A 22,210-nucleotide genomic window follows, 5' to 3' on the forward strand; every position below is an offset into this window, starting at 1 on the left:
GAGGCTGCGAGATGAAAAACACAATCGGATTTATCTTAAACATTGACGGCGACAACACGGATCTCGGCGAGTTGACCGAACACCGTTCCATGAGCACCCTGCCTTTCGGCGGGCGCTATCGCCTGATCGACTTCACCCTTTCAAACATGATCAATTCCGGCATCAACCACGTGGGCGTCGTCGGCTCCTACAAATATTCTTCCCTGATCGATCACCTCGGAACAGGCAAAGAATGGTCGCTGTCCCGCAAGACCCAGGATCTGTCGATCCTGTCTGGTTATTCCTCGGCACGCTACGGCGACACGGTTAAAATTTCGGTCCGCGACCTTTATAATAACCGCATCTTTTTAACCCACGGCTCCGACATCACCGACATTATCATCTCCGCGCCCAATTTGGTCACATCCTTTGACTTCAACGCAGCCTACCGCATCCACAAGACCAACAATGCCGACGCGACGATGATTTTTAAAAAGAACCGCCCAAGCTATGAACTCAAAGCAAACGACGCCTATCTCGACTTCAACAAATACCGCATCAACACCATCCATTATCAGGACGGCGAAACCACTAATTACGTCTATGCTGACATGATGATCATCAAAAAGCAGGTGCTTTTGGATCTGCTCGAAACCGCCAACAACATGGGTGAATGGGACTTGATGGACGTCATCACGGACAATCTCAACACCCTGCGCATTTTCGGCGCGCCCCACACCGGCTATTTTGCCCGGATCAACTCGATGCGCCGCTTCCGCGAAGTCAACAGCGACCTGCTGGATTTCGACGTGATGAAAGAGCTCTTCCTCAGCGATGCCCAGATTTATACCAAGGTAAAAGACAATCATCCGGCGCATTACGGCATCACTGCACATGTGGACCACGCCATCGTCGGCTCGGGATGCACAGTCAACGGGGTTTTAGATCACGCTATTTTATTCCGGGATTCGATGGTCGGTGAAAATTCACGGATCGAAAACTGCATCATTATGCAGCATGCCACCATCGGCCGCAACGTCACTTTAAAACATGTCATCCTGGATAAAAACTGTTCGATCCGCGACAACGTTTCATTAACCGGCACCAAAGATAACCCCATTATTCTCGGAAAAGGAAGGAGTCTTTAATCATGGCTAAAACCGATAAACTCAAAATTTTATTCGCCGCATCGGAAGCCTTTCCCTTTGCGAAAAGCGGCGGACTCGGGGATGTGAGCGGTTCGCTTCCCCGGGCCTTTCCATCAGACCAGACCGATGTGCGTGTCGTCATTCCTAAATATGGCAGCATCCCGGATACCTATGCGCGCCAGATGACTTTCATCGATTCGTTTTATGTGCACATCGGCGACCAGGATCAATACGTCGGCATTTTTTCTTACAAGGTCGATAATGTCACCTTTTATTTCATCGATAATGAGTACTACTTTAAACGGCCGGGACTTTATGGTTATTATGATGAGGCAGAGCGCTTCGCCTATTTCTGCCGGGCTGTGCTGGAATTCATTCCCTATGTTGATTTTTATCCGGATGTGCTCCACTGCCACGACTGGCAAACCGCGCTCATTCCCTACCTGTTTAAAGAGCAGTACCAATGGCATTATCAGAATACCAAGACGGTTTTTACCATCCACAACATCAAGTTCCAGGGCGTCTACGGGTTTAGTGATATCTCGGGTATCCTCAACTTTGACTATTTTCCTGACGCGATGGAATTTTATAAAGACATCAACTTCATGAAAGGCGCGCTTTATTCGGCCGATTTGGTGACCACGGTCTCCCCCAGCTATGCCGAAGAAATCAAAGATCCCTACTACGGCGAGCATCTGGACGGCGTCATTCGGGATATCGATTGGAAGGAGCTCGGTATCTTAAACGGGATCGACGACAAGGAATACAACCCGCAGACTGATCCCCATATCTGGAGCCATTACACCACGTCCTACGTGAAGAAACTCGAAAACAAGAAGGCTTTGCAGGAACACATGAACCTGCCGGTGGATGACAGCAAACCCATCATCACGATGATCACCCGCCTGACAGAACAAAAAGGGCTTGACCTGGTGGCTGCTGTGATTCACGAAATTTTGCAGATGGATCTGCAGATGATCGTGCTGGGCACCGGCGAAGCCCGCTACGAAAATATGCTGCGGGAGGTAGCCTATGCCTATCCGGACAAAATGCGCGCCTGCATCACCTTTGATGAAGACCTCTCGCGCAAGCTTTACGCCGGGTCGGACATGTTCCTCATGCCGAGCAAATTTGAACCCTGCGGCTTGTCACAGATGATCGCCATGCGCTATGGTGCAGTTCCCATCGTTCGGGAAACCGGCGGCTTAAAAGACACCGTTCATTATTTCAACAGTGAAGACAAAACGGGCAACGGCTTTTCTTTCGCCACTTACAACGCCCATGACATGCTTTTTACCATTCAGAAGGCCGTCGGCCTCTTCTACGACGAAAAAGACGATTGGAAAGCGCTGACCCACAACGCCTTGAAGAGCGATTTTAACTGGCGGCATTCGGCGGAAACCTATCTCTACCACTATAAGAAGATCTGCGGGAAACTTTAATGTATTTTAAACACGACTCATTTGATTTAAAATTCCGAGAGCCCTTTGGCGCATTGCCAAGCGGCTCTCGCGTCACGATCAGCGTCGAAGCGCAGGAAGTGATGAATATTCAGGTGCATACCTTCTTTAAAGAAAGGGAGCATCATTTCGATCTTTTGCCCGGACACGCGGACGGCACCTTTACCTGCTCCATCGAAATGCCCAAAGACGTCGGTCTTTTTTGGTACGACTTCAGCTTTGACGCCTTCAATAAACATTATTATTACGGTCCCCACGGAGACAATATGGGCGGCGAGGGCCGCATTTACGAAACCAGTCCGCCATCTTTTCAAATCACCCTTTACGACGACCGCCGCACGGTGCCTGAATGGTACACCGACGGCATCATGTATCAAATTTTCCCGGACCGTTTTGCCAAAGGCAAGGACATCGCCCCCGAATATTTCCCCAACTCCCTGATTCACGGCAGTTGGAACGATTCACCCCATTACTTTCGCCGGGAAGACAGCGCCATTGCCTATTGGGATTATTTCGGCGGCAATCTCGCCGGCATCACTGAAAAGCTGGACTACCTCAAGCAGTTTCATGTCACCATTCTCTACCTCAATCCGATTTTCGAGGCCAACAGCAATCATAAATACAATACGGCAGACTACAGCCGCATCGCCCGGGAATTCGGCGACGAATCCAGCTTTAAAATCCTGTGTCGCGAAGCGAAAAAACGCGGCATGCACATCATTCTCGACGGGGTCTTCTCCCATACCGGCGACGATTCGATCTATTTTAACAAATACGGCCATTACCCCAGCACCGGTGCCTATCAATCCAAGAAATCGCCTTATTATTCCTGGTATCGCTTCAGCGATTATCCCGACGAATACGAATCCTGGTGGGGCATCGGCAATATGCCCAATGTGGAAGAGCTTGACCCCGCCTATCAGGCTTATATCTTCGGCGATGACAACGCTATCGTGCGCAAATGGACTCGGGCCGGCGCCGCCGGCTGGCGTCTTGACGTGGCAGACGAACTGCCGGACGCTTTTATCGAGGGCCTCAAAACGGCCCTGATGGAAGAAGGCGAAGAGCATGTGCTCATCGGTGAAGTTTGGGAGAACGCCAGCAATAAAATTTCCTACGGTGTGCAGCGCCAATACTTCATGGGCCGCGAGCTCGATTCGGTGATGAATTATCCTTTCCGGGAAGCCTTTGTGGATTTTTTTCTCTACAAAATCACCTCGGGGGAAACCATGCGCCGCATGATGTCCCTCTACGAGACGTATCCCCGCGGGCAGTTCATGGCCAACATGAACCTCATCGGCTCTCACGACCGCGCCCGCATTTTAACCGTGCTTTCCGGCGTGACGGGCTTTCAAATGTCGGAAGCCGGTAAGGAAGCCTTTCATTTGGCACCGGATCAGCGGCTGCTTGCCGTGAAGCGGCTCAAGCTCATCAGCTTGGTGCAGATGACGTTTCCCGGGGTGCCTTGCATTTATTACGGCGACGAAGCCGGCATGGAGGGTTTTGAAGATCCCTATAACCGCGGCCCTTATCCCTGGGGGCACGAAGACCGGGAGCTCATCACCTGGTATCAAAACATCACGCGGCTGCGCGCAAGGAACAAGCCCCTTGTCCGCGGACGCTTTTACCCCATGGCCTCCGATGACGACCTTTTGGCGTATCTGCGCATTTATAAACAGACGGTTGTCCTATGCCTGTTCAATCGCTCTGACTCCGAATATAAAACCTATAAACACGCGAGTCTTCGCGGCAGAATCGGCCGGGATTTGCTGGGCCACCTCTGGGAGAAGCTGGATGGCATCACCCTTGCCCCGCTAAGCGCCAAAATTTATCGTCTGCAGACACCTGCCCACACCTTGTTTAAAAACGACAGGGAAATCCAAAGCCTGCTGAGCAACTACGAAGCCTAATAACAACCTATCAAAACCAAAAACGGCACTGCCATATCACTGACAATGCCGTTTTTTTTATTTATTCCCGTACCGGTGCCCTTAACCAAAGGCGAACAGGCGATTACTCAAGAAAGACAGGAAAAAATGACTGGCCTTTTCCGCCGCGGCAAAACGCCGGCAGCTGTCGTCCCACTGCGCATAAGACAAGCCGACGTCCTCTTTAAACACCGCCTCGTCCCAATATTGCGCTTTGATCCGGTGATTGATGGCGCCGGAGCCAGGATAGCAAACCAGGCGCATGCGCGCATCGGCGTGCTGATACGCTTTTGAAACGCACGCACACAAGCGGCAGATCCGACTGAGCATTCGCGAGGCATCCATCGGCCAAAGCGCGGTCACCTCTTCCAAAAACGCCCGGGCCTGACGGGCCTGCTCTGCTGTCAGATCCAGCAGCATGTCGTCCTCGCCGCCCACCGGCGTCGCGATGGGGCCATTAGGATCGGCCAGCTGATGAAAGGCCGTCGGCAAAAACACATAGCGAATAAAGCCCAGCAATTTCTCCGGCTCGTCATAGCACGCCCAATGATTGTCGAAATATCCAGTTTGGCGATTCTCGATTTGGATGTGCACAAAAATCGGCAGCCGCCCCGGCTTCCCGCTGGCAAAATTGCCCTGCCAAAGATCCTTTCGGTCGAGCATGGCTTCCCAGTAAACCTGTGATTGATAAACGCTCATGACACTGATTAACGGGAATAGAATTCAATGACCAGCTGGTCCTCCACATCGATGGGAATTTCTCCCCTTTCGGGCAACCGCTCATAGATGCCGCTGAATTGATTCTCATCCACACACACATAGGGCACCGCCGCACCGGCGTTATCCTGAAAGTTGGTTTTAAACATCTCGTTACTGCGCGATGCCTGCTTCAGGCTGATGGTATCCCCGGGGCGCACCTGATACGAGGGAATGTCCACCCGCCGACCATTAACCAAAATATGACCATGTCCCACCATCTGTCTTGCCTGAAAAATGGTTGAAGCAAAATGCATGCGCAACACCAGATTGTCCAAACGGGATTCCAATGACCGGAACAAATGCAGAGAGGTGGTGCCTTCCCTTTTAAACGCGTCCTCATAATAACGGCGCATTTGCTTTTCCCGGATATTATAGTACGCTTTGACCTTTTGTTTTTCATTCAGCTGCTGGCTATATTCCGAGGGTTTCCCCCGGCGTTGTTCGCTCACTTTGCGATCAAGCGCTTTCGGATTGCCGTATAAATTCACGCCGAATCGACGGCATTGTTTAAACCGTGGTTTTCTTTTTTGTCCCATGCTCCATTCCTTTCTTTATTCATCATGTTCGTCAGTCAATAAAACAACTTGCATTAATTTTGACGAACCTATATTATCACAAAAGTTAGTCATCGCAAATATATTTCGATGAAAAAAAGCGCATTTTTCATTTTATTCCGCCCCTCTTTCCAATATATCATCGTAAAACCAATGAATGAAATTGGCTATTATGCGTATTTAATTGGTATAATTTCCGATTGATATAAATTTGACAACCTTTTAAGAAACTTTTATGCTATAATGACAAGATACAAAATTCTTTAGTAAAGTGAGGCGAAACTATGAGGACATCTCTGTTAATTTCACTTGCGTTGGGGGCTGTTGCTCTTCTCTTTGCCGGCTATTTGGCCGCTTGGGTTTCCAAAAGAGAGGCAGGGACCGATCGGATGAAGGATATTGCTTCTGCAATCAGCGAGGGGGCGCACGCATTCCTTTTTTCCGAATATCGCATTCTCGTCGTTTTTGTACTGGTCTTATTCTTCGGCATCGGCCTGGGTATTGGCAGCTGGATGACAGCCGTTTGCTTCGTGTTCGGTGCCCTCTTCTCGGTTTTAGCTGGTTATTTTGGCATGAGCGTGGCTACCAAGGCCAATGTGCGCACCGCCAACGCCGCTAAAACCCACGGCATCGTACAGGCCCTGCAGACTGCCTTTTCCGGCGGGGCTGTCATGGGACTTTGCGTTGCCGGCTTTGGGATCTTCGGCATTTCGGCGCTGTATCTGATCACCGGCAATGTCGATGTCCTCTTCGGCTTTAGCCTGGGAGCCTCTTCCATCGCGCTGTTTGCCCGTGTCGGCGGCGGGATTTACACCAAGGCAGCCGATGTCGGTGCCGACCTCGTCGGCAAAGTCGAAGCCGGCATTCCGGAAGATGACCCGAGAAACCCCGCGGTTATCGCGGATAACGTCGGCGACAATGTTGGCGACGTTGCCGGAATGGGCGCTGATCTCTTCGAATCTTATGTTGGTGCGGTCATTTCCGCCATGACGCTGGGCGTTGCCTTTTTCCATCAGGCCGGACTGGTGTATCCGCTGATTTTTGCAGCCGTCGGTCTGCTCGCTTCCAGCATCGGCATTCTGGCCGCCCGCATCAGCAAAAACAATAACCCTCAGGTTTCGCTGAATATCGGAACCTACGTCTCCAGCATCATCGTCCTGGTAGTCGCTTTGGTGCTCAGCAAACAATTCTTCGGCGGTTATCACCAGGCATTTGCCATCATTGCCGGTTTGGTTGTCGGTGTACTCATCGGGAAGTTGACAGAATATTACACCTCTGATGCTTATAATCCGGTTAAAGAAATCGCCCGCGAATCGGAAACCGGTTCGGCGACCACCATTATTTCCGGGATGGCTATTGGGATGAAATCCACCGCGTTCCCGATTCTGCTTATCTGCATCGCAACCTTTATCGCCTATCAGACTGCCGGTCTGTACGGGATTGCGCTGGCCGCTGTCGGCATGCTTTCCACCACGGCCATGACCGTTGCGGTCGATGCTTACGGTCCCATCGCCGATAACGCCGGCGGGATCGCAGAAATGTCCGGCCTCGAAGAAGGCGTGCGCAGCATCACCGACCGTCTCGACTCGCTGGGCAACACCACGGCCGCCATGGGGAAAGGCTTTGCCATCGGCTCTGCCGCGCTCACAGCGCTCGCACTTTTCGTTTCTTACGCCCAGGCCGTCGGTCTGAAATCCATCAATATCTTGGATAACCGCGTCACCATCGGCCTGCTCATCGGGGGCATGCTGCCCTTCCTGTTCTCGGCCTTCACCATGTCTTCGGTTTCCAAATCGGCATCGACCATGATCGAAGAAGTCAGAAGACAGTTCCACGAAATGCCTGGCATCCTGGAAGGAACCACCCGCCCGGATTACAAAAAATGCGTGGCCATCGCGACCGGTGCCGCTCTGAAGCAAATGGTCGTTCCGGGCCTGCTCGCGATCGTTTCCCCGTTGCTCATCGGCTTGCTGCTTGGGCCCAAGGCATTGGGCGGCCTGCTCTCCGGAGCACTCATCACCGGTGTGGTCATGGCTATCTTCATGTCCAACTCTGGCGGCGCCTGGGATAATGCCAAGAAGTTTATCGAAAACGGCGCCCACGGCGGCAAAAACAGCCCGGCACATAAAGCTTCCGTGGTCGGCGACACCGTCGGCGATCCGTTCAAGGATACCTCCGGCCCGTCCATCAACATCCTGATTAAGTTGATGACGGTTATCTCCCTCGTCTTTGCGCCTTTGATTATGGCCGTCGGCGGCATTCTTTAAAAGCAGCATTCAAAAAGCTGTGTCGAAAAACACAGCTTTTTTATTGTGCGGACCGCCCGATTCCAAGCAAAATTACCCTAATACATGACGTTCCTTCACATAAAAGAGGACAGCATGCATCACTGCCCCTTATATCACTATATATCTATATTCGACGGACGATTTCACATTCCTATCCGCATCCTTAAGCGTCAAAATTCGGCAGAAACTGAATCTGCGGCCTGCCCGTCATCTTATTGATGTGCTCTTCGCTCTCCATGCCATAAAGATAGCGAATCATCTCCGGCCGAAGCACTTCCTCGGGTGTGCCGATAGTCACCAGCTTGCCCTTTTTGATCACGACGATCCGATCGCAATACAGCGCTGCGGTGTTTAAATCATGCACCGACGTGAACACGGTAACGTCCTGTCGCTTCAAAATATTCATGATCTGATACTGAAATTTAATATCCAAATGATTGGTCGGCTCGTCGAGGACGATCAGCTCCGCTTTCTGGGAAAGGGCCCGCGCCAGAAGCACACATTGCTTTTCCTCGCCGGAAAGGCTTAAAAAGCTGCGCGCTTCGTAGCCCCCCATCCCGACCTCTTCGATGCATTTTTCGGCGATCGCTTTATCTTCTTTTGAAGAGTCCTGCAGCATTTTCTTATGGGCGTAGCGGCCGAGCATCACCATGTCGAGCACCGTCAAATCGAATGCCGCGTTGTTTTCCTGCACCATCACCGACATTTTTTCGCAAAAGCTTTGTCTTTAATCCTTTGGATTTCATCCCCGTCAAGATAAACCTTGCCCGTGTCCGGCTGGTAAATCCGATAGATATTTTTGAGCAGGGTCGATTTGCCGCAGCCGTTGGGCCCGACCAAACCAATAAATTCATTCTTTTGAACCTCCAGGCTGATCGCGTCGATGATTTTGGTGCGATCGATGGAAAAGCCGAGATCCTCAACTTTTAATTTAGTCATTCGGCGCCTCCAAACTTAGACTGGCTCCTGCGAATCAGGAAGAGGAAAAACGGCGCCCCGAAAGGAGCCGTCAGCACACCCAAAGGCAGTTCCACCGGCGAAACAATCACCCGGGAGATCAGATCGCAAAGAATCGCAAACAAACCGCCCACCAAAATCGACGCCGGAATCAGCCGGCCGTGCTTCGGTCCCGCGATCGACCGGGTCACGTGCGGGATAATCAACCCCACAAAGCCGATGACCCCGCTGACAGAAACGATGGCGCCGGTCAACAGTGTGCACAAAATGATGATCGACAGTTTGATGCGCCGTAAATTCACACCCAGCGTCGTCGCGGTGTCGTCGCCGAGCATCAGCACATCCAGACCGCCGGCGAAAAAGCCGATCACCGCAATGCAGATCACCGAGACGATAAACACATATAGCACCGTGTTCCAATTGGCGCCGCTCAGCGAGCCATCATCCAATACACGGCCGTTTTGACCTTGTCGTCGCCCGTCCGCTTGTAATAGATCATCAAATTGGTCAGCACCGTAAACAAGGTGGACACCGCAATCCCGGCGAGCACCAGCTGGGTCGAGGTGATCTTATTGTTCACCGAGGATACCTTCATCGCGATGGCAATCGAAATCAGCGCGCCGATGCCGGCTCCCAGGGCGATATGAAACTGGCCCATAAAATCGAACCAGCCATACATGATCACGGCGACAGCTCCAGCTGAAGCCCCGGATGAAATCCCGAGCACATAGGGATCGGCCAGGGAGTTTTTGGTCAGCGCCTGCATCAAGATCCCGCAGATGGCAAGCCGTAAACGGCGCATCTTCCCCGGAATCATAAACGAAAACCTTGATCGGCTTCTGATACGCTTCGTCGCCCAACGTCTTATGGACGGCATCCAACGTGCTTTTCATTTTGCTGACGCGTTTGGCCGCCGTCTTTTCCACCTGGAAGATCTTGCCGAGGGTGGCATAATCCTTATACAGATCGTCAAAAGTTGCCCTGTCGGAACAAACATAGGGGAAATAGGGCACAATGCCGTTCTTTTACAGAACTTCACGCTATAGTTTTTGTCGGAGAAAAGATCGTCCCAGCCGACCAAAAAATCGCAGTCGGTAGCCGGCACCTTTTCTTTAGAAACAGAGCGCAGATTGATGCCTGGCTTTGCCAGCTGTTTCACCTTTTTTTCGCCGGGATATTGTTTGATGGTATCCACGCAGGCCCCTTCGGTATAACCGGCCATGTTACCGGTCAAACCGAGATCAAAGAAGATATCCGCCATCTGATCGCCGTCGACCGCCCCCTTTGTCGGCGCCTTCTTAAAGGTGTAATCATCATTCTTTCCGAGCCCGCTGTGCTGCAGATTCATCGTGATGGTAACCGGCTTATAATTCTTCGAGGAGGCCTTCTTGGTCGAACTTGATCCGGAGGAACCGCAGCCAACCAACACGGCCGCGGTCAACTCACACCCACAACATCCCCTTTATGCTGCTCGGGGCGGCCATTCTCTGGTTCGGCTGGTTTGATTTTAATGCCGGCAGCGCCTTGAGCGCCGGCTCCCTTGCCGCCCACGCGTTTATCACCACCAACACGTCTGCCGGCATCGCGATGATTGTCTGGATGATCATCGACGTGGCGGTCACCGGCAAACCTACCGCCGCCGGCGCAGCGACCGGTGCCGTGCTCAGGCTGGTGGCCATCACGCCAGGTGCCGGCTTCGTGCCGATCTGGGCATCCTTTATCATCGGCGGCGTGGTCAGTCCCCTGGCCTATTTCATGGTCTCCGTGGTCAAGCCCCGCCTGGGCTATGATGACGCTCTGGACGCCTTTGGCTGTCACGGCATCGGCGGCATCTGGGGCGGCATCGCTACCGGGCTTTTCGCCAGCCGCAGCATCAACTCCGCCACCCGCTGGAACGGCCTGGTCTTCGGCGACACACACTTGTTCTTCGCCCAACTTGCCGCCATCGGTGTCACCATCGCCATTGCCGTCATCGCACCTTTGTGATCGCCAAAGTCGTTTCTATCTTTGTGCCGCTGCAGGTGGATGCTGCGGCCGAACGGCGCGGACTGGATATCACAGTGAAAAAGCCTATCCCTGCTTACTGGAATGGATTAATTGCATAAGGAGAAACTCATGATTAAAGTTGAAGCCATCGTCCGGCAAAACCGGCGTGGCCGCCATCAATTAAAATAAGGCATTAAAAAATCTCCCTGCCAGCCGGCAAAGGAGATTTTTTATTTTGAAAGGAAAAAGCTTAGAGGCTCAAAATTTCTGCGAAATTGTCTTTCAACTGCGGATACAATTTATCAAAGGCCGCATAGGTCGCATCGTATTTCGCCCGCAAATTCGGATTAGGATCAAAGCTTTCGTCCCGCATCACGATAATCTTGTCACAGGCTGCCTGCATGTTCGGGTAAAGCCCGGTCGCCACCATGGCGAGAATCGCTCCGCCAAGGGCCGTGGCATTGGCCGAGTTCATATCCGGCAGCACCACCTTCATGCCATAGATATCGGCACAAAGCTGACTCCAGAAGGGACTCTTCGAGCCGCCGCCGCACAACCGCATCACATCCGGCTCGATACCGGATTCGCGGATGGCTTCAAGCACGTCGCGCATGGCATAGGTGATGCCCTCCATCACGGCGCGGGTGATATCGCCCTTGGTGTGCGTCGCCGACAGGCCCACGAAACCGGCCCGGCATTTCAAATCGAAATGGGGCGATTGCTCCCCGGTCAGATAGGGCATATAGATCAAATTGTTGGCGCCGGGAGCCGAAGCGATAGCGTCTTTATTGATCTGTTCATATTCCGTATCGCCCGGATAGAAAGTGTTGCGGTACCACTTCAGGGAATTGCCCGCCGAATTGACCGAGCCCATGAAGTGCCAGGCGCCCGGAACGGCCATGCAAAAGGTGTAAACCCGGGCCTTTTCATCCATCATCGGCTCGTCAGCATAGGCAAAGACCGTCCCCGAGGTGCCAATGGTGGTCATCGCGCGTCCACGGGCCACCACCCCGGTGCCCACGGCCCCGGCCGCGTTGTCCCCAGCGCCGCCGGCCACGATGGTCTTGGTGGTCAGGCCGAGCAGTCCGGCCACTTCCGGCAGAAGCTGCCCCGTCGCATCGGTAGACTCATACATTTTGCCCAACTGGGATTCTTTAATATCCATCGCCGCGAGCAGCTCCGACGACCAGCAGCGATTGCGGACGTCCAGCAGCTGCATCGCCGACGCGTCCGAAACCTCCGTTGCGTATTCGCCGGTCAGGCGATAGCGCAGATAATCCTTCGGCAGCAGAATATGCGCGGTCTTTGCCCAGATTTCCGGCTCGTTTTCTTTCACCCACTGAATCTTGGCCGCCGTGAGGCCCGGACGCACCGGGTTGCAGTTGATTTTCATCATCAGATCGTCGCTGATGAGACTGCGCACGGATTCCGCCGCTTCCGATGTGCGGGCATCGTTCCATAGGATGGCGCGGCGCAGGGGTTCGCCCTGGACATCGAGCATCACCGCGCCCATCATTTGCCCGGCAATCCCGATTCCGATGACGTCTTCTCCCGGAACGCCAGTAATATCCAAGCAATAGCGAATGGTCGTGACCGCCGCTTGATACCAATCTTCCGGATCCTGCTCAGACCAGCCGTTATGCGGCTGATACACCGGGTATTCGTCAGAGCGCTGTGCAATTTCCTTCCCGTTTTGATCGAATAAAACGGTTTTTATGCTGCTGGTTCCAAGATCCAATCCCAAAATGTACTTCATGTTTTTCTCCTCATCTCCATCTTTGGTTATTGAATTTTTTTACAATCGGCTTATTGCCGCCATATTGATCTCGCTATTTGACCGCATCGCAGGTGACGGTTTCAAAATCGTGCCAGGGAATGTTCACCTTGGCGCCTGCGTTCAGGCACTGATCCACGTGCATCAACAGCGGAAAATCCGCTTCTTTAATCCTGCCGGCTTTGGCCATGGCCTTCACCGCTTTAGCCGTGCGCGTCGCAATGACGACCGCTTCGAGGGTCTGCCCCGCGAGCTTTGCCTCAATTTCCGGCATCGAAAGCCCTTCGCCAAGGTATTGCCCCACCTTGCGGCTGCGCCCGCCGGCCACCGTGACGTCGAGATCTCCCGCCGCATACATAATCATCTTGTGACTGCCGCCGACAATACCGAGCAGCTGGTCCATTTCCCAAACGGATTGCTGGAAAAGGGCCGCCTTGGAATTAACGTGGGCAATGCCGTCGTCCCCGCAGCGATTCTTCATGCCGATGGCGATGGCCGTCCCCAGCGCGTAGCCGTTTTTCAGAGCAACGGCTGCTTCAAGGCCCACCACGTCATCTGTGAGCGCAATGTGATAATAATCCGTTGCAAAATGATCCCGGATCCACGCGAGCTTTTTAAGATCCTTGCCGCAATAGGCGACAAAGGAATGATCGTGATCCGAGAGATCCCGGGCTGTGCAGGGGCCGCCGATGGCAAAGAGCTCGATTTGGTGATCCGCCGGCATGCGCTGTGCCCAGTATTCCGGATAAACCTGAAGCCTGCCGTCGGGATAATCAATCATGCCCTTGGTGACCGAGAGCACCGGCACATCGGTTGAAATCGCCGGGAACACCGATTCCAAGAACCAATCGACGCCGAAGCTCGACACCCCGCAGACCACAATCTCTGCGCCTTTAAGTGCTTCGTCCAGCTGATCGATGGTGTAATAGTTCACGCCGTCGTGCAGCGTACGGTCCAAATTGATGTGATAATTGTCCTGCCGCAGCCGCGCGATGACGTCGCCGTCTAACGGCGAGCCGACCAGCCGCACTTCATAACCGTTTTCGAACAATGGAAAGGTCAATGCTGAGGCCATTTGTCCAGAACCGACCAATGTTACAATTGCCATATTTTTCCTTTCCTGGCTTCTGCCATTCTCATTTGCGATAACGAACAAGTTCATTGTAAAGGGTTTCTGGGAAAATGTCAAATACTTTTGAATATTTTCCCATCATTCGCAAGATTTTCTCTTTGATATTCGTCTGACTTTAAGAAATCGGAAGATTCATGAAGATTCATCGTCTAATTTGCCATTTTTTCCCATTTATTCTATAATGTGAATTATATTTCAGTTCGGAAAGAGGAAACCTCATGGATTCTAAGCGCATCAATCAAATTATCCGCATCTCCAAACGCTATTACGAAAGCGATATGGGCCAGGTCGAAATCGCCCGCCAGGAGAGCATCAGCAAATCAACCGTCAGCCGATTGCTCAAACTCGGCAAAGAGCTCGGACTGGTTGAAGTCCGCATCAAGGAGCCGGTGATGGCCCACGCCGACCTGGAAGCACAGTTCCTCGCCGGTTATCCTTTGCGGAACATCACCATCGTTCCCGCCCTCATCGACAATCCCCAGATCATCGCCCGGGATGTTTATACCGCACTGATCGAAGAGCTGCCCAAATATATTGACAACGGCACCATTCTCGGCGTCGCTTGGGGCACGACCCTTGAGATGCTTTCCACCATGCTCGTGCCCATCCGCCGCCAGCACGTCTCGGTGATTCAGCTTACCGGCGGCTATTCCCGATTGGCCCACGAATCCAGCGCGCTGAAAATCCTCCAGAATTTTGCCTCGGCAGTCGGCGGCGAGGCCTATGTGATCCCGGCGCCGGCCATGGTGGACGCGCCTTTTATCGCCGAAGCCATCAAACAAGATTCCCAGATCAAACAGATTTTAGCCATGGCGGAGCATTGCCAAACCGCCGTCTATTCCGCCGGCTTTTTCGGGCGCCCATCGGTAATTTATGAAATGGGCCTGCTCACCGACGAACAATACCGCGTGATGGAGAAGGGCGGCTGTGTCGGCGATTGCTGCTCCCATTTTATCAATGCGGCCGGCGAGATTTACGATCCGCAGCTCGATGCTCGGGTCGTCGGCGCCTCCCTTGAAACCATCTTAAAAATCCCAAACAAACTCCTCGTGGCCAGCGGGATCAACAAGGGTCAGGTGATTCACGCCGCCCTTAAAGGCGGCCTGGCCGACCACCTTTATATCGACGCGCCGACTGCGCGGGAGGTGCTCAAGTTTTTGACATAATTTCGGGCGCGAAAAAAGACACGCTCCCAAAGGATTCGCGCCTTTTCAGAAATGAACCATCAGGATCACTGCAATAAAATCTTTAGTTCAAATTGGTCAATAAGCGCATGACCAAATCAATGTCTTGATTTTCCAATTCCTGAATCATGCGTCAATAGGTTTTCTGCGTCGTCTGGGTGATGGTCAAACATTACAAAAATTTTCAGAAGCTGGCTTGCGCAAAATGCCAATTTTACAAAGGCTTTCTTGCGCGGATGCGAATTCGCACATAGTCCACAAACCAGTTTCCATCCCTGAAAAGTTTTGCCTGAAGTGACCGTTCCGCCTCTTGAATAATCGATGCTTCTGTTTTTTCATTGATCCCTTCAAAGGGCTTCTTGTCAAACATCCGAATCCAGTCAACAAGACCATGCTCTCCTTTTTGTGGCGTTGGCCGGTCAAAGAGAAGCGCCACCTCCACTTTAAATCCCGCTTTTTCCAACATGGGTGCATATTCACCGATCGTTGGGAAATAAAAAACCCGGTCATAAGTAAGTCCCCGCTTCAAAAACGCTTTCTCAAGCTGACCATGGATGTTCTCAGCACAGCCATATCCACCAAATTCACAGACAAGTTCTCCGCCCGGCTTCAGATTGGAAAAAAGATTTGCAAGCATTGTCTGCTGCCTGCTTCTATCAATCCAGTGGAAGACCGCATTTGAGAAAAGCACGTCCGCTTTTTCTCTTAAATGGAAATCAACTGCATTGCCACGATGAAAAGCAATATCCGGATGTTTCTTCACAGCCATTTTAAGCATTGCGTCGGAATCATCAATTCCTAAAACCCGGTAACCGCGATCCGATATCTGCTGCGTCAGCATCCCGTCTCCGCAACCTATATCCACGACAAAACTCCCGTTTCCCCCTGTTATAAGATCAAGTAAAGCCTCTCCATACCGGGGGACAAAAGAGAATTTATTTTCATATCGTGTAACGTCCCAAATAATGTTTGGCATAACCCGATCTTCTTTCCTCCATTCGATACCCTTGACATAAAATTGTTTAAGGAGTGGCGTTCTTAAATTGTATTAAAGTCCGTGGCTTGTCTTCGATTGCCGTCCTATCAGTGATACAATGTAACATTTCCTTATTTCCTAACTCATAAACGTTCCATGCACACTGGGTGCATCTCTTTACGGGTGGGTGCAGAATTTTTCGCAGGGTGGGTGCAAAGGTGGTTGCATCATCTACACAATCTGATATTCTGCATTTTTTAAGCACATTCAATGCAATGCCTTTGCGTAGTTTTCCTCTTTTATCATAACGCAATCAGTGTTATATGCAGAAAAAAAGAAATACTGTCTATTTCTACTTTTTGATTGCCTTAACTATTAGTACAATTACAGCTATGATTATAGCGGCAAGTGCAATCATGGTTATTATTCCAAGCATTATTTGTCTCCCTCCGATCTTTCTATTCCAAGTGTGTCCTCAGGCAAATACACATTATCGCCTTCGACATAGAAGACAACCTGCCGGTCATGCAAAGTTTCAATCTTGAACATAGATTTTGAAAACATTGTTATTCCAGGATCCTCATCCTGTTCAATCCGCTCCATTTGAGTTTCTTTTGAAACATATTTTTCTTTGTCATTTGTATATATTTTATCAACATCAGCAGGGATTTTATGCGATGCTTTTTCGCATACGCTATCAGCCCACCTGTAGACTCGTCCAAAAGCATAATCAATTGAAGAACCAAGATAATCAGAGATCCAATCTTTAGTGTGCTTTATAAGCTGAAGATAATCATCCGTATTTTTTTGAAACCTATCGGAAATAAGTCCAAGATTTTCTTTGCTAAAATTTTCTGTCAATATAGTTTCAAAATACATTGTATAGTTCTTTACATAGAATGCTAAATGATAATCTCTTATATCCCGGATCAGTTTCTGTATGACTTTATTTGCCTTTGACATTGTGTGAGGCAAATTTGGTGTAGAAAGGATGTCCTCAATTTCTTTCTTATAAAAGTTTTCGCTGCTATTGACTCCTGTCTTAATCTGACTTATCTCTTTCTTTTTTTGCTCAACAAAATCTTTATTGTTCCAGTTTATCTGGCACTCCTCGATGGCATCATTCAGCGTGGTCAGATATCCCTTCAGCTTGCTTTCTTCTTGATTGGCCAGGAAATTCAGAATCTCCTGTTGAGTAGCCTGTATTTCACCAAGCTGATACTGTATACCCATCAGGGCAAAAGCAATAAACATTTGTGTCGGATCAAAATGCACTTGCGTTAACCGAGCCTGCGCCATTTTTTCGTTACTTATCCCTGATCCAAGAAAAGCATTTTCATTCTTAAACTTAGACAGTGTTCCGTCAAAGCCTCCTGGAAAAGTCACCTTATATATTCCTTCGCCACCTACTTTTGACTGACTTCCTACGAAATTATGTATGGCACTCCCAATCGCTCCCAATGAAGGAACATCTGAAATAGAAACTATCTTAAAATTTGTGGATATCAGTTCTTGTGTTGGATCAATAGTCTCTATGACAGCATTCTCAGCCGGAATGATTTCATTTTCATCGGACATTTTTCTTACCTCCTTCAAGCATTATCCTATCACCGGTTTGGTATGAAATTTTCTTCCCGTTTCACATAAGTCAGTTCCACATCATAGCCGAGAGCCTCCATGATGGAAATGAAATGTCTTATTGACCACCTCGTTCCCGCCGTTAATGACACGGCTGACATAGGACGGCGTGGTTCCGACAATCTCCGCCACTTTCGCCTGCGTAGTTTCTGCCTCTATGCAGTTCACCCTGACATCAACTTCAATATTATTCTTCAGCATGCGCTCACACCCCGCTCGTTACGGTCTTGATAAATCGCCTTATTCGTGAAATTTATTATAGCATTTGATTGTGAATTTTTCTATTGAACGAAGGCGGTAAATAATCCTTACAGCGTCGATCCGTGGAGTGCCAGACTTCCGAGCCATACCAGCCGCCGCAGTCGCGCACTTGAGCTTGTTGGAGAAAATACTGACTCCGCTGCGATTTGTTCTGTAACGGATTTTGAAATTTGAACGAATGAATTACCAAGAACATTCTTAGCCTCATAAAGCCTCTTACTCGTAAGGAACTTGCCGTGCAGATAGGTGCGCTCATTATATCCACTTTGGCATGTGCTATCTTGACATTTGGGTTAAGTGGTATAATTTGGCCGGTAAAATGCATTCAGTAATTTGTATATATTGGAAAAATGCAAATCAAAAAAATTAAACGTCTGGCCCCCGATGCTCGTGAATGCACAATAAAAAAGACAGACCCGAAAGCCTGTCAATTTTTTGAAATGGAGCTGAGAGCCGGATTCGAACCGGCGACCTATTGATTACGAATCAATTGCGCTACCAACTGTGCCATCCCAGCGATAAACGATAGAGAAATTATAGCGGACCCTTTGGTCAAATGCAAGCCTTTTTTCACAGTTTTTTTCTCTGTCAAAACACGGCGCTTTATCGAAATAGACCGCTATCCTGCCCCCAGTCAACACATTAAGACATTGGCCAAACAGCCGAAGGCCCGATACGACAATCAAGCCTTCGGAATGGCTTTAAATATTACACAATGGCAATCGGCCGGACAAACATCCCGTCGCGCCGCGCGCCTTCGATACATTGCAGATAAAACGAAATTCATATACTTGATCCTTGGCCAATTCATCCAGCTAGACATATTCCAGAATATGCACGCCCTGCTGGATCAACAGATAATGGTGGACCGGTTGCAGGTGTTCCGGAACAGACGAAGAACCGTCTGCATTAAAACCATCCATGCAGGCCATATCATCGCCGACGACGATGGCGCCGCCTTCTTCCACAAGATAACGCGCCGCGCTCACGTCCGGCCCCGCATCGCCGCAGCGGTCGTTCGCCAGTTGTTGCCAAGGCGGACCAAAGCCGCATCCCCCGGTTCTAAGGTCACGCCTTCCCAGGCGGCACAGCCTTCGCAATCTTCTGCCGTAGCGATGTAATTGTTCGGAATCAAAGTCACACCTTTATAACCGGCTATATCCAAAAGCACTCCGCGCATCACCATGGGCGGGGTCGGGGCAATATCGCATTTGGCCGGACCGAAATTCGTGCTGTAACGATCTCCGCTGAATCCATTGTACCAATGATTGTCGTTCTCCGTTGTGAAATGGGACAGGGCATCTATATGGGTTCCGATATGCATGGAACTGCTCATCAGCTCCGTATTAAGCCCCATATGATATTCCGCTTTATTCGTCGGTTCATCCAGCCATTCCCCGATTTCGTACCAATTGACGCTTTTATCGAATCGGAGAGCCTTCCATATTCTGGCGGCCCTTCCGATGCATAGGCCAGCAGTTCAAATCCGGTGTGACCGCTCCATACCGGCATCCCTTTGAATCTTTCGGTTTCCAGATCGTAAACCCTGCTGCTTTTAATCATCGAAACGGCTTTCAGGACCGTTTCCGATGTGATTTTCGAAGCCGCACCAATTTCATCCCCTTCGCCGTATTGATGCCACACATTTTCGTGAACCCACGATGAATCATGATAATTTTTTTCATTTTTACCCCTTTTCCGTGGCAATCATCGCTGATGCCACGCGTTCAATGAGATCCTCCGATCCAAATCCCCCAGATTTAGAAATGATTTGAAGGGGCTCATCCTCTGCCATGAGCTGAAATAATGGCGTCCCCTGCACAATTCACAAATTGGCTGAATACGATCAGTACCAAATCCATCGACTAATGCGAACAGGGTATCTTCCCCAATAACCATAAAGGTCGTATCTTCCGACCGCCTAACCAATATGCGTACGATCGCGCTTAATCGCCGGGCCGGCTTTTTGGATGCATCGGAACAAGCAGGATTCCCGCGGATGCCATGGCGTTCGTCTGTCGGCAAACAAACATCCAAAAACGTGATGCGATGAGAAGCTGCTGCCGCCTGCACCTGCGAAATCCATTGACGGCCGGCTGGCGTTTCTAGATAATCCGATTGAAACTTCTGCTGCGCATTCAAGCAAATGCGGCAGGCGCCGTTTTTTCTGCATGCAGAATCTGCTGCTCGGTAACCGCATTGAGACTCCCGCTGACGACCACCAAATGCTGTGCGCTTTCATGAGTGCGGCCTGCCGTCTTCCGAAAGGGCAATACGTCTGCAAAATATCGGGCAAATCCGGCGCAGCCTGCCACTGCTTCCGCACCCTCTTTGTTATCGGTAATTTAGACGCAGGCGTCTCACGCGCTCAAACAGAATTGCGCGACAACCATACGATATTCTCTTATCCCGAGGCGGTACTGCCGAGCGTCTTCGCGAAACGCTGACCAACATTCCGATCCTTGAAATTCCCATCTCCTTTGAAGATATTTTTTACGCTGTCACACCCGCTAAAATTATCAGAAAAAATTTGCCATTGTGAGCTTTCCGGCACTGACCGACCAAGCGGAAACACTCTGCCGTTTAACCAAAGACACCATTCGCATCGAAAGCATTCATTTCCAGCGCGATGCCGACCGAAAACTTGCACAATTAAAAGAAGAGGGCTATTTCATGATCGTCGGCGATGTCATCACCGCTCAAATTGCCCGCCTCTACAATTTAAGTGTCATTCTCATCATGTCCGCCGAAAACAGCATTCGCCATGCGCTTGGCATAATTAGCTTCTCCCCATCAAAACCAGAATAACCCACTTTGTTCATTTTAAAACGCTTCAAAAAAGCAACTGAATATTCCCGGTATTCGTGCAGGCATTTCCGAAAATATGACCACCGATTATCAGCTGCGCAATCCTTCCGGATCCTTTAATGCCATTGGGCCCATCCGAAATGAAATCGAACGGAATGCAAACACATCTCTTCCCACGCTGATTCTCGGCGAAAGCGGCACCGGCAAAGACGCCGCCGCGACGGCTATTTATCGGCTGGACCCGAACCATCAGAACACTTTTATTACAATCGACCAGGAAATTATTCAATTGGTTCTCAACGAAGAACGAATGAATCACGGCCGGCCTGCCCCGCGATTAAGCATCAGCCGGACTACTTTATGGCGCATGCTCAAGGATCTTGACGCAGAACACAAACCAAATGGATAACACGGTTCTTGAATATCCAAAATACACATAAAAAAGCAGTGCACCCGCACCGCTTTTTAATTTATTTTCACACCACCATATTCAATATTCCCAAAATAAATCCGATGAGCGCCCCGAGATTGACAATGGTCGTGAATTCCTTTTTCATCACCGAAAGCACCATGACTTCCAGCTTGTCAACGTTCATCGCGCCGATCTTCTCCTCGACGATCTGCGAAACCGAAACATGCGACATCAGGCGCTCCACCCCTTCGCGCACCAAAGCTTCATAAGCGCGGGCCACCGCTTCCTGCCAGGCTGCCGGGTCGATCGCGACACGGGCGAGCAATTCCTCCGGTGTATGCGCTTCGGTATGGTCGATTTTGCGATCGACTTCCCGGCGGATCAATGCCGGCCCCTTTTCGGCAATGGCTTCCGCAATTTCCTGCCCCACGGTCTCCGCCAGGGAGGCGATCATCCGATCGGTGATAAACACCCCGGTCAGCGTTCCAGCCAATTTTTTTCGCATAAGTGCCGGCCCCCGTTCAGCGATCACTCTTGCCACATCCAATTGATTCACGGAGCTCATGATCGAATCGGTCAGCGCGCCGGCAATCCTATTTTTAGCCTCGGCATAACCTTCTTCAGAAGGGAAGAGATTCCCGGCAGACGCCCCCAACGACCGCTTCATCACCGCGGTGATACGCGCCACCATCTGCGCTTCAAAGTCCGGCGCCGTGAGCCTGGCATAAATGTCATCCTTGGTAATGAGCGTTTCTGCAATCAACGCCCCGGTACGCTTTGCCAGATGATCCTTGCGCTTGGGAATGGCCCCAGGCGTAAAGGGCAGGCGACGGCCGAAGAAATAAATCGGATGCTTCGGGAAAAAGAGCATTCGCACCGCCAGATAATTGGTGATATAGCCGATGAACGCCCCAATGAGCGGCCCGACTAAAACTTTGAGCATGGTTTTGCCTCCTAATTACTAAG

The 22,210-nt window shown here is 50.7% G+C and carries 18 protein-coding genes, 1 tRNA gene and 4 pseudogenes; 9 read left to right on the forward strand and 14 right to left on the reverse strand.

All coding sequences use genetic code 11. From position 1 onward, the window contains the following. Positions 1-11 precede the first annotated feature (11 nt). Genes glgD through V3C63_RS00235 form a run of 3 tightly spaced genes read left to right on the forward strand, consistent with a single transcriptional unit; the run spans position 12 to position 4,497 of the window. On the forward strand, positions 12-1,127 hold the full coding sequence (glgD, locus tag V3C63_RS00225) for a glucose-1-phosphate adenylyltransferase subunit GlgD (RefSeq protein WP_329885816.1): 1,116 nt from the start codon (positions 12-14) through the stop codon (positions 1,125-1,127). 2 nt (positions 1,128-1,129) lie between these two features. Continuing rightward, positions 1,130-2,569 (forward strand): glycogen synthase GlgA, encoded by a 1,440-nt coding sequence (gene glgA, locus V3C63_RS00230; protein ID WP_329885817.1) that lies wholly within the window; start codon positions 1,130-1,132, stop codon positions 2,567-2,569. Then, positions 2,569-4,497: a glycoside hydrolase family 13 protein gene (locus V3C63_RS00235; protein WP_329885818.1), complete on the forward strand. Its 1,929-nt coding sequence runs from the start codon at positions 2,569-2,571 to the stop codon at positions 4,495-4,497. The genes glgA and V3C63_RS00235 overlap by 1 nt, the downstream gene beginning before the upstream one ends. 81 nt (positions 4,498-4,578) lie before the next feature. Here the strand turns inward: V3C63_RS00235 and V3C63_RS00240 are convergent, their stop codons facing one another. Then, a complete protein-coding gene (locus V3C63_RS00240) occupies positions 4,579-5,178 on the reverse strand; it encodes a hypothetical protein (RefSeq protein WP_329885819.1) in 600 nt (199 codons plus the stop codon). Positions 5,179-5,222: 44 nt separating this feature from the next. Continuing rightward, on the reverse strand, positions 5,223-5,810 hold the full coding sequence (gene rpsD, locus V3C63_RS00245; RefSeq protein ID WP_329885820.1) for a 30S ribosomal protein S4: 588 nt from the start codon (positions 5,808-5,810) through the stop codon (positions 5,223-5,225). 302 nt (positions 5,811-6,112) lie between these two features. Between rpsD and V3C63_RS00250 the strand changes: the two genes are divergently transcribed. Next, on the forward strand, positions 6,113-8,095 hold the full coding sequence (locus V3C63_RS00250; RefSeq protein ID WP_329885821.1) for a sodium-translocating pyrophosphatase: 1,983 nt from the start codon (positions 6,113-6,115) through the stop codon (positions 8,093-8,095). 184 nt (positions 8,096-8,279) lie between these two features. Here V3C63_RS00250 and V3C63_RS00255 read toward each other — a convergent pair. The 3 genes and pseudogenes from V3C63_RS00255 to V3C63_RS00275 form a co-directional block, all read right to left on the reverse strand. Beyond that, positions 8,280-9,055 (reverse strand): annotated as a pseudogene (locus V3C63_RS00255) (ABC transporter ATP-binding protein). Beyond that, positions 9,052-9,950, reverse strand: a pseudogene (locus tag V3C63_RS11690) (FecCD family ABC transporter permease). The pseudogenes V3C63_RS00255 and V3C63_RS11690 overlap by 4 nt, the downstream one beginning before the upstream one ends. Before the next feature lie 12 nt (positions 9,951-9,962). After that, the gene (locus V3C63_RS00275) at positions 9,963-10,514 is read right to left on the reverse strand and encodes a TroA family protein (protein ID WP_329886269.1); all 552 of its coding nucleotides are present in this window, start codon (positions 10,512-10,514) and stop codon (positions 9,963-9,965) included. On the opposite strand from V3C63_RS00275, the pseudogene V3C63_RS00280 reads away from it, so the two are divergent. Further along, positions 10,511-11,178, forward strand: a pseudogene (locus tag V3C63_RS00280) (ammonium transporter); the annotation flags it as partial. The gene V3C63_RS00275 and the pseudogene V3C63_RS00280 sit on opposite strands and share 4 nt — an antisense overlap. A gap of 131 nt (positions 11,179-11,309) precedes the next feature. On the opposite strand, the gene xylB reads toward V3C63_RS00280, so the two are convergent. Together xylB and V3C63_RS00290 are read right to left on the reverse strand one after the other, a co-directional pair. Beyond that, positions 11,310-12,815: a xylulokinase gene (gene xylB, locus V3C63_RS00285; RefSeq protein WP_329885826.1), complete on the reverse strand. Its 1,506-nt coding sequence runs from the start codon at positions 12,813-12,815 to the stop codon at positions 11,310-11,312. Positions 12,816-12,888: 73 nt separating this feature from the next. Next, the gene (locus V3C63_RS00290; RefSeq protein WP_329885827.1) at positions 12,889-13,941 is read right to left on the reverse strand and encodes a glycerol-3-phosphate dehydrogenase; all 1,053 of its coding nucleotides are present in this window, start codon (positions 13,939-13,941) and stop codon (positions 12,889-12,891) included. 242 nt (positions 13,942-14,183) lie between these two features. On the opposite strand from V3C63_RS00290, the gene V3C63_RS00295 reads away from it, so the two are divergent. After that, positions 14,184-15,131, forward strand: a complete 948-nt coding sequence (locus tag V3C63_RS00295) for a sugar-binding transcriptional regulator (RefSeq protein ID WP_329885828.1) — start codon at positions 14,184-14,186, stop codon at positions 15,129-15,131. A gap of 232 nt (positions 15,132-15,363) precedes the next feature. Here V3C63_RS00295 and V3C63_RS00300 read toward each other — a convergent pair whose 3' ends face one another. The 6 genes from V3C63_RS00300 to V3C63_RS00325 form a co-directional block, all read right to left on the reverse strand. Then, entirely contained in the window at positions 15,364-16,125 is a 762-nt protein-coding gene (locus V3C63_RS00300; RefSeq protein ID WP_329885829.1) for a class I SAM-dependent methyltransferase, read from the reverse strand. A gap of 435 nt (positions 16,126-16,560) precedes the next feature. Continuing rightward, positions 16,561-17,703, reverse strand: a complete 1,143-nt coding sequence (locus V3C63_RS00305) for a hypothetical protein (protein ID WP_329885830.1) — start codon at positions 17,701-17,703, stop codon at positions 16,561-16,563. 81 nt (positions 17,704-17,784) lie between these two features. Next, positions 17,785-17,964 (reverse strand): helix-turn-helix domain-containing protein, encoded by a 180-nt coding sequence (locus tag V3C63_RS00310; protein ID WP_425355309.1) that lies wholly within the window; start codon positions 17,962-17,964, stop codon positions 17,785-17,787. Between the two features lie 501 nt (positions 17,965-18,465). Continuing rightward, positions 18,466-18,541, reverse strand: a tRNA-Thr gene (locus V3C63_RS00315). 298 nt (positions 18,542-18,839) lie between these two features. Then, positions 18,840-19,013, reverse strand: coding sequence for a hypothetical protein (locus V3C63_RS00320; protein ID WP_329885831.1), 174 nt, complete (start codon positions 19,011-19,013; stop codon positions 18,840-18,842). Then, positions 19,010-19,381: a cyclase family protein gene (locus tag V3C63_RS00325; RefSeq protein ID WP_329885832.1), complete on the reverse strand. Its 372-nt coding sequence runs from the start codon at positions 19,379-19,381 to the stop codon at positions 19,010-19,012. The genes V3C63_RS00320 and V3C63_RS00325 overlap by 4 nt, the downstream gene beginning before the upstream one ends. An 814-nt stretch (positions 19,382-20,195) precedes the next feature. Between V3C63_RS00325 and V3C63_RS00330 the strand changes: the two genes are divergently transcribed. The 3 genes and pseudogenes from V3C63_RS00330 to V3C63_RS00340 all read left to right on the forward strand — a co-directional run bounded on the left by V3C63_RS00330 (position 20,196) and on the right by V3C63_RS00340 (position 21,241). After that, a complete protein-coding gene (locus tag V3C63_RS00330) occupies positions 20,196-20,471 on the forward strand; it encodes a hypothetical protein (RefSeq protein WP_329885833.1) in 276 nt (91 codons plus the stop codon). Next, positions 20,423-20,832, forward strand: a pseudogene (locus V3C63_RS00335) (PrpR N-terminal domain-containing protein). The gene V3C63_RS00330 and the pseudogene V3C63_RS00335 overlap by 49 nt, the downstream one beginning before the upstream one ends. A gap of 76 nt (positions 20,833-20,908) precedes the next feature. Next, entirely contained in the window at positions 20,909-21,241 is a 333-nt protein-coding gene (locus V3C63_RS00340) for a sigma 54-interacting transcriptional regulator (protein ID WP_329885834.1), read from the forward strand. A 67-nt stretch (positions 21,242-21,308) separates the two neighbouring features. Here V3C63_RS00340 and V3C63_RS00345 read toward each other — a convergent pair whose 3' ends face one another. Continuing rightward, the gene (locus V3C63_RS00345) at positions 21,309-22,187 is read right to left on the reverse strand and encodes a DUF445 domain-containing protein (protein WP_329885835.1); all 879 of its coding nucleotides are present in this window, start codon (positions 22,185-22,187) and stop codon (positions 21,309-21,311) included. Positions 22,188-22,210 lie beyond the last annotated feature (23 nt).

The organism is Pseudoramibacter faecis (genome assembly GCF_036289405.1).
In the GTDB taxonomy this organism is placed as follows: domain Bacteria; phylum Bacillota; class Clostridia; order Eubacteriales; family Eubacteriaceae; genus Pseudoramibacter; species Pseudoramibacter faecis.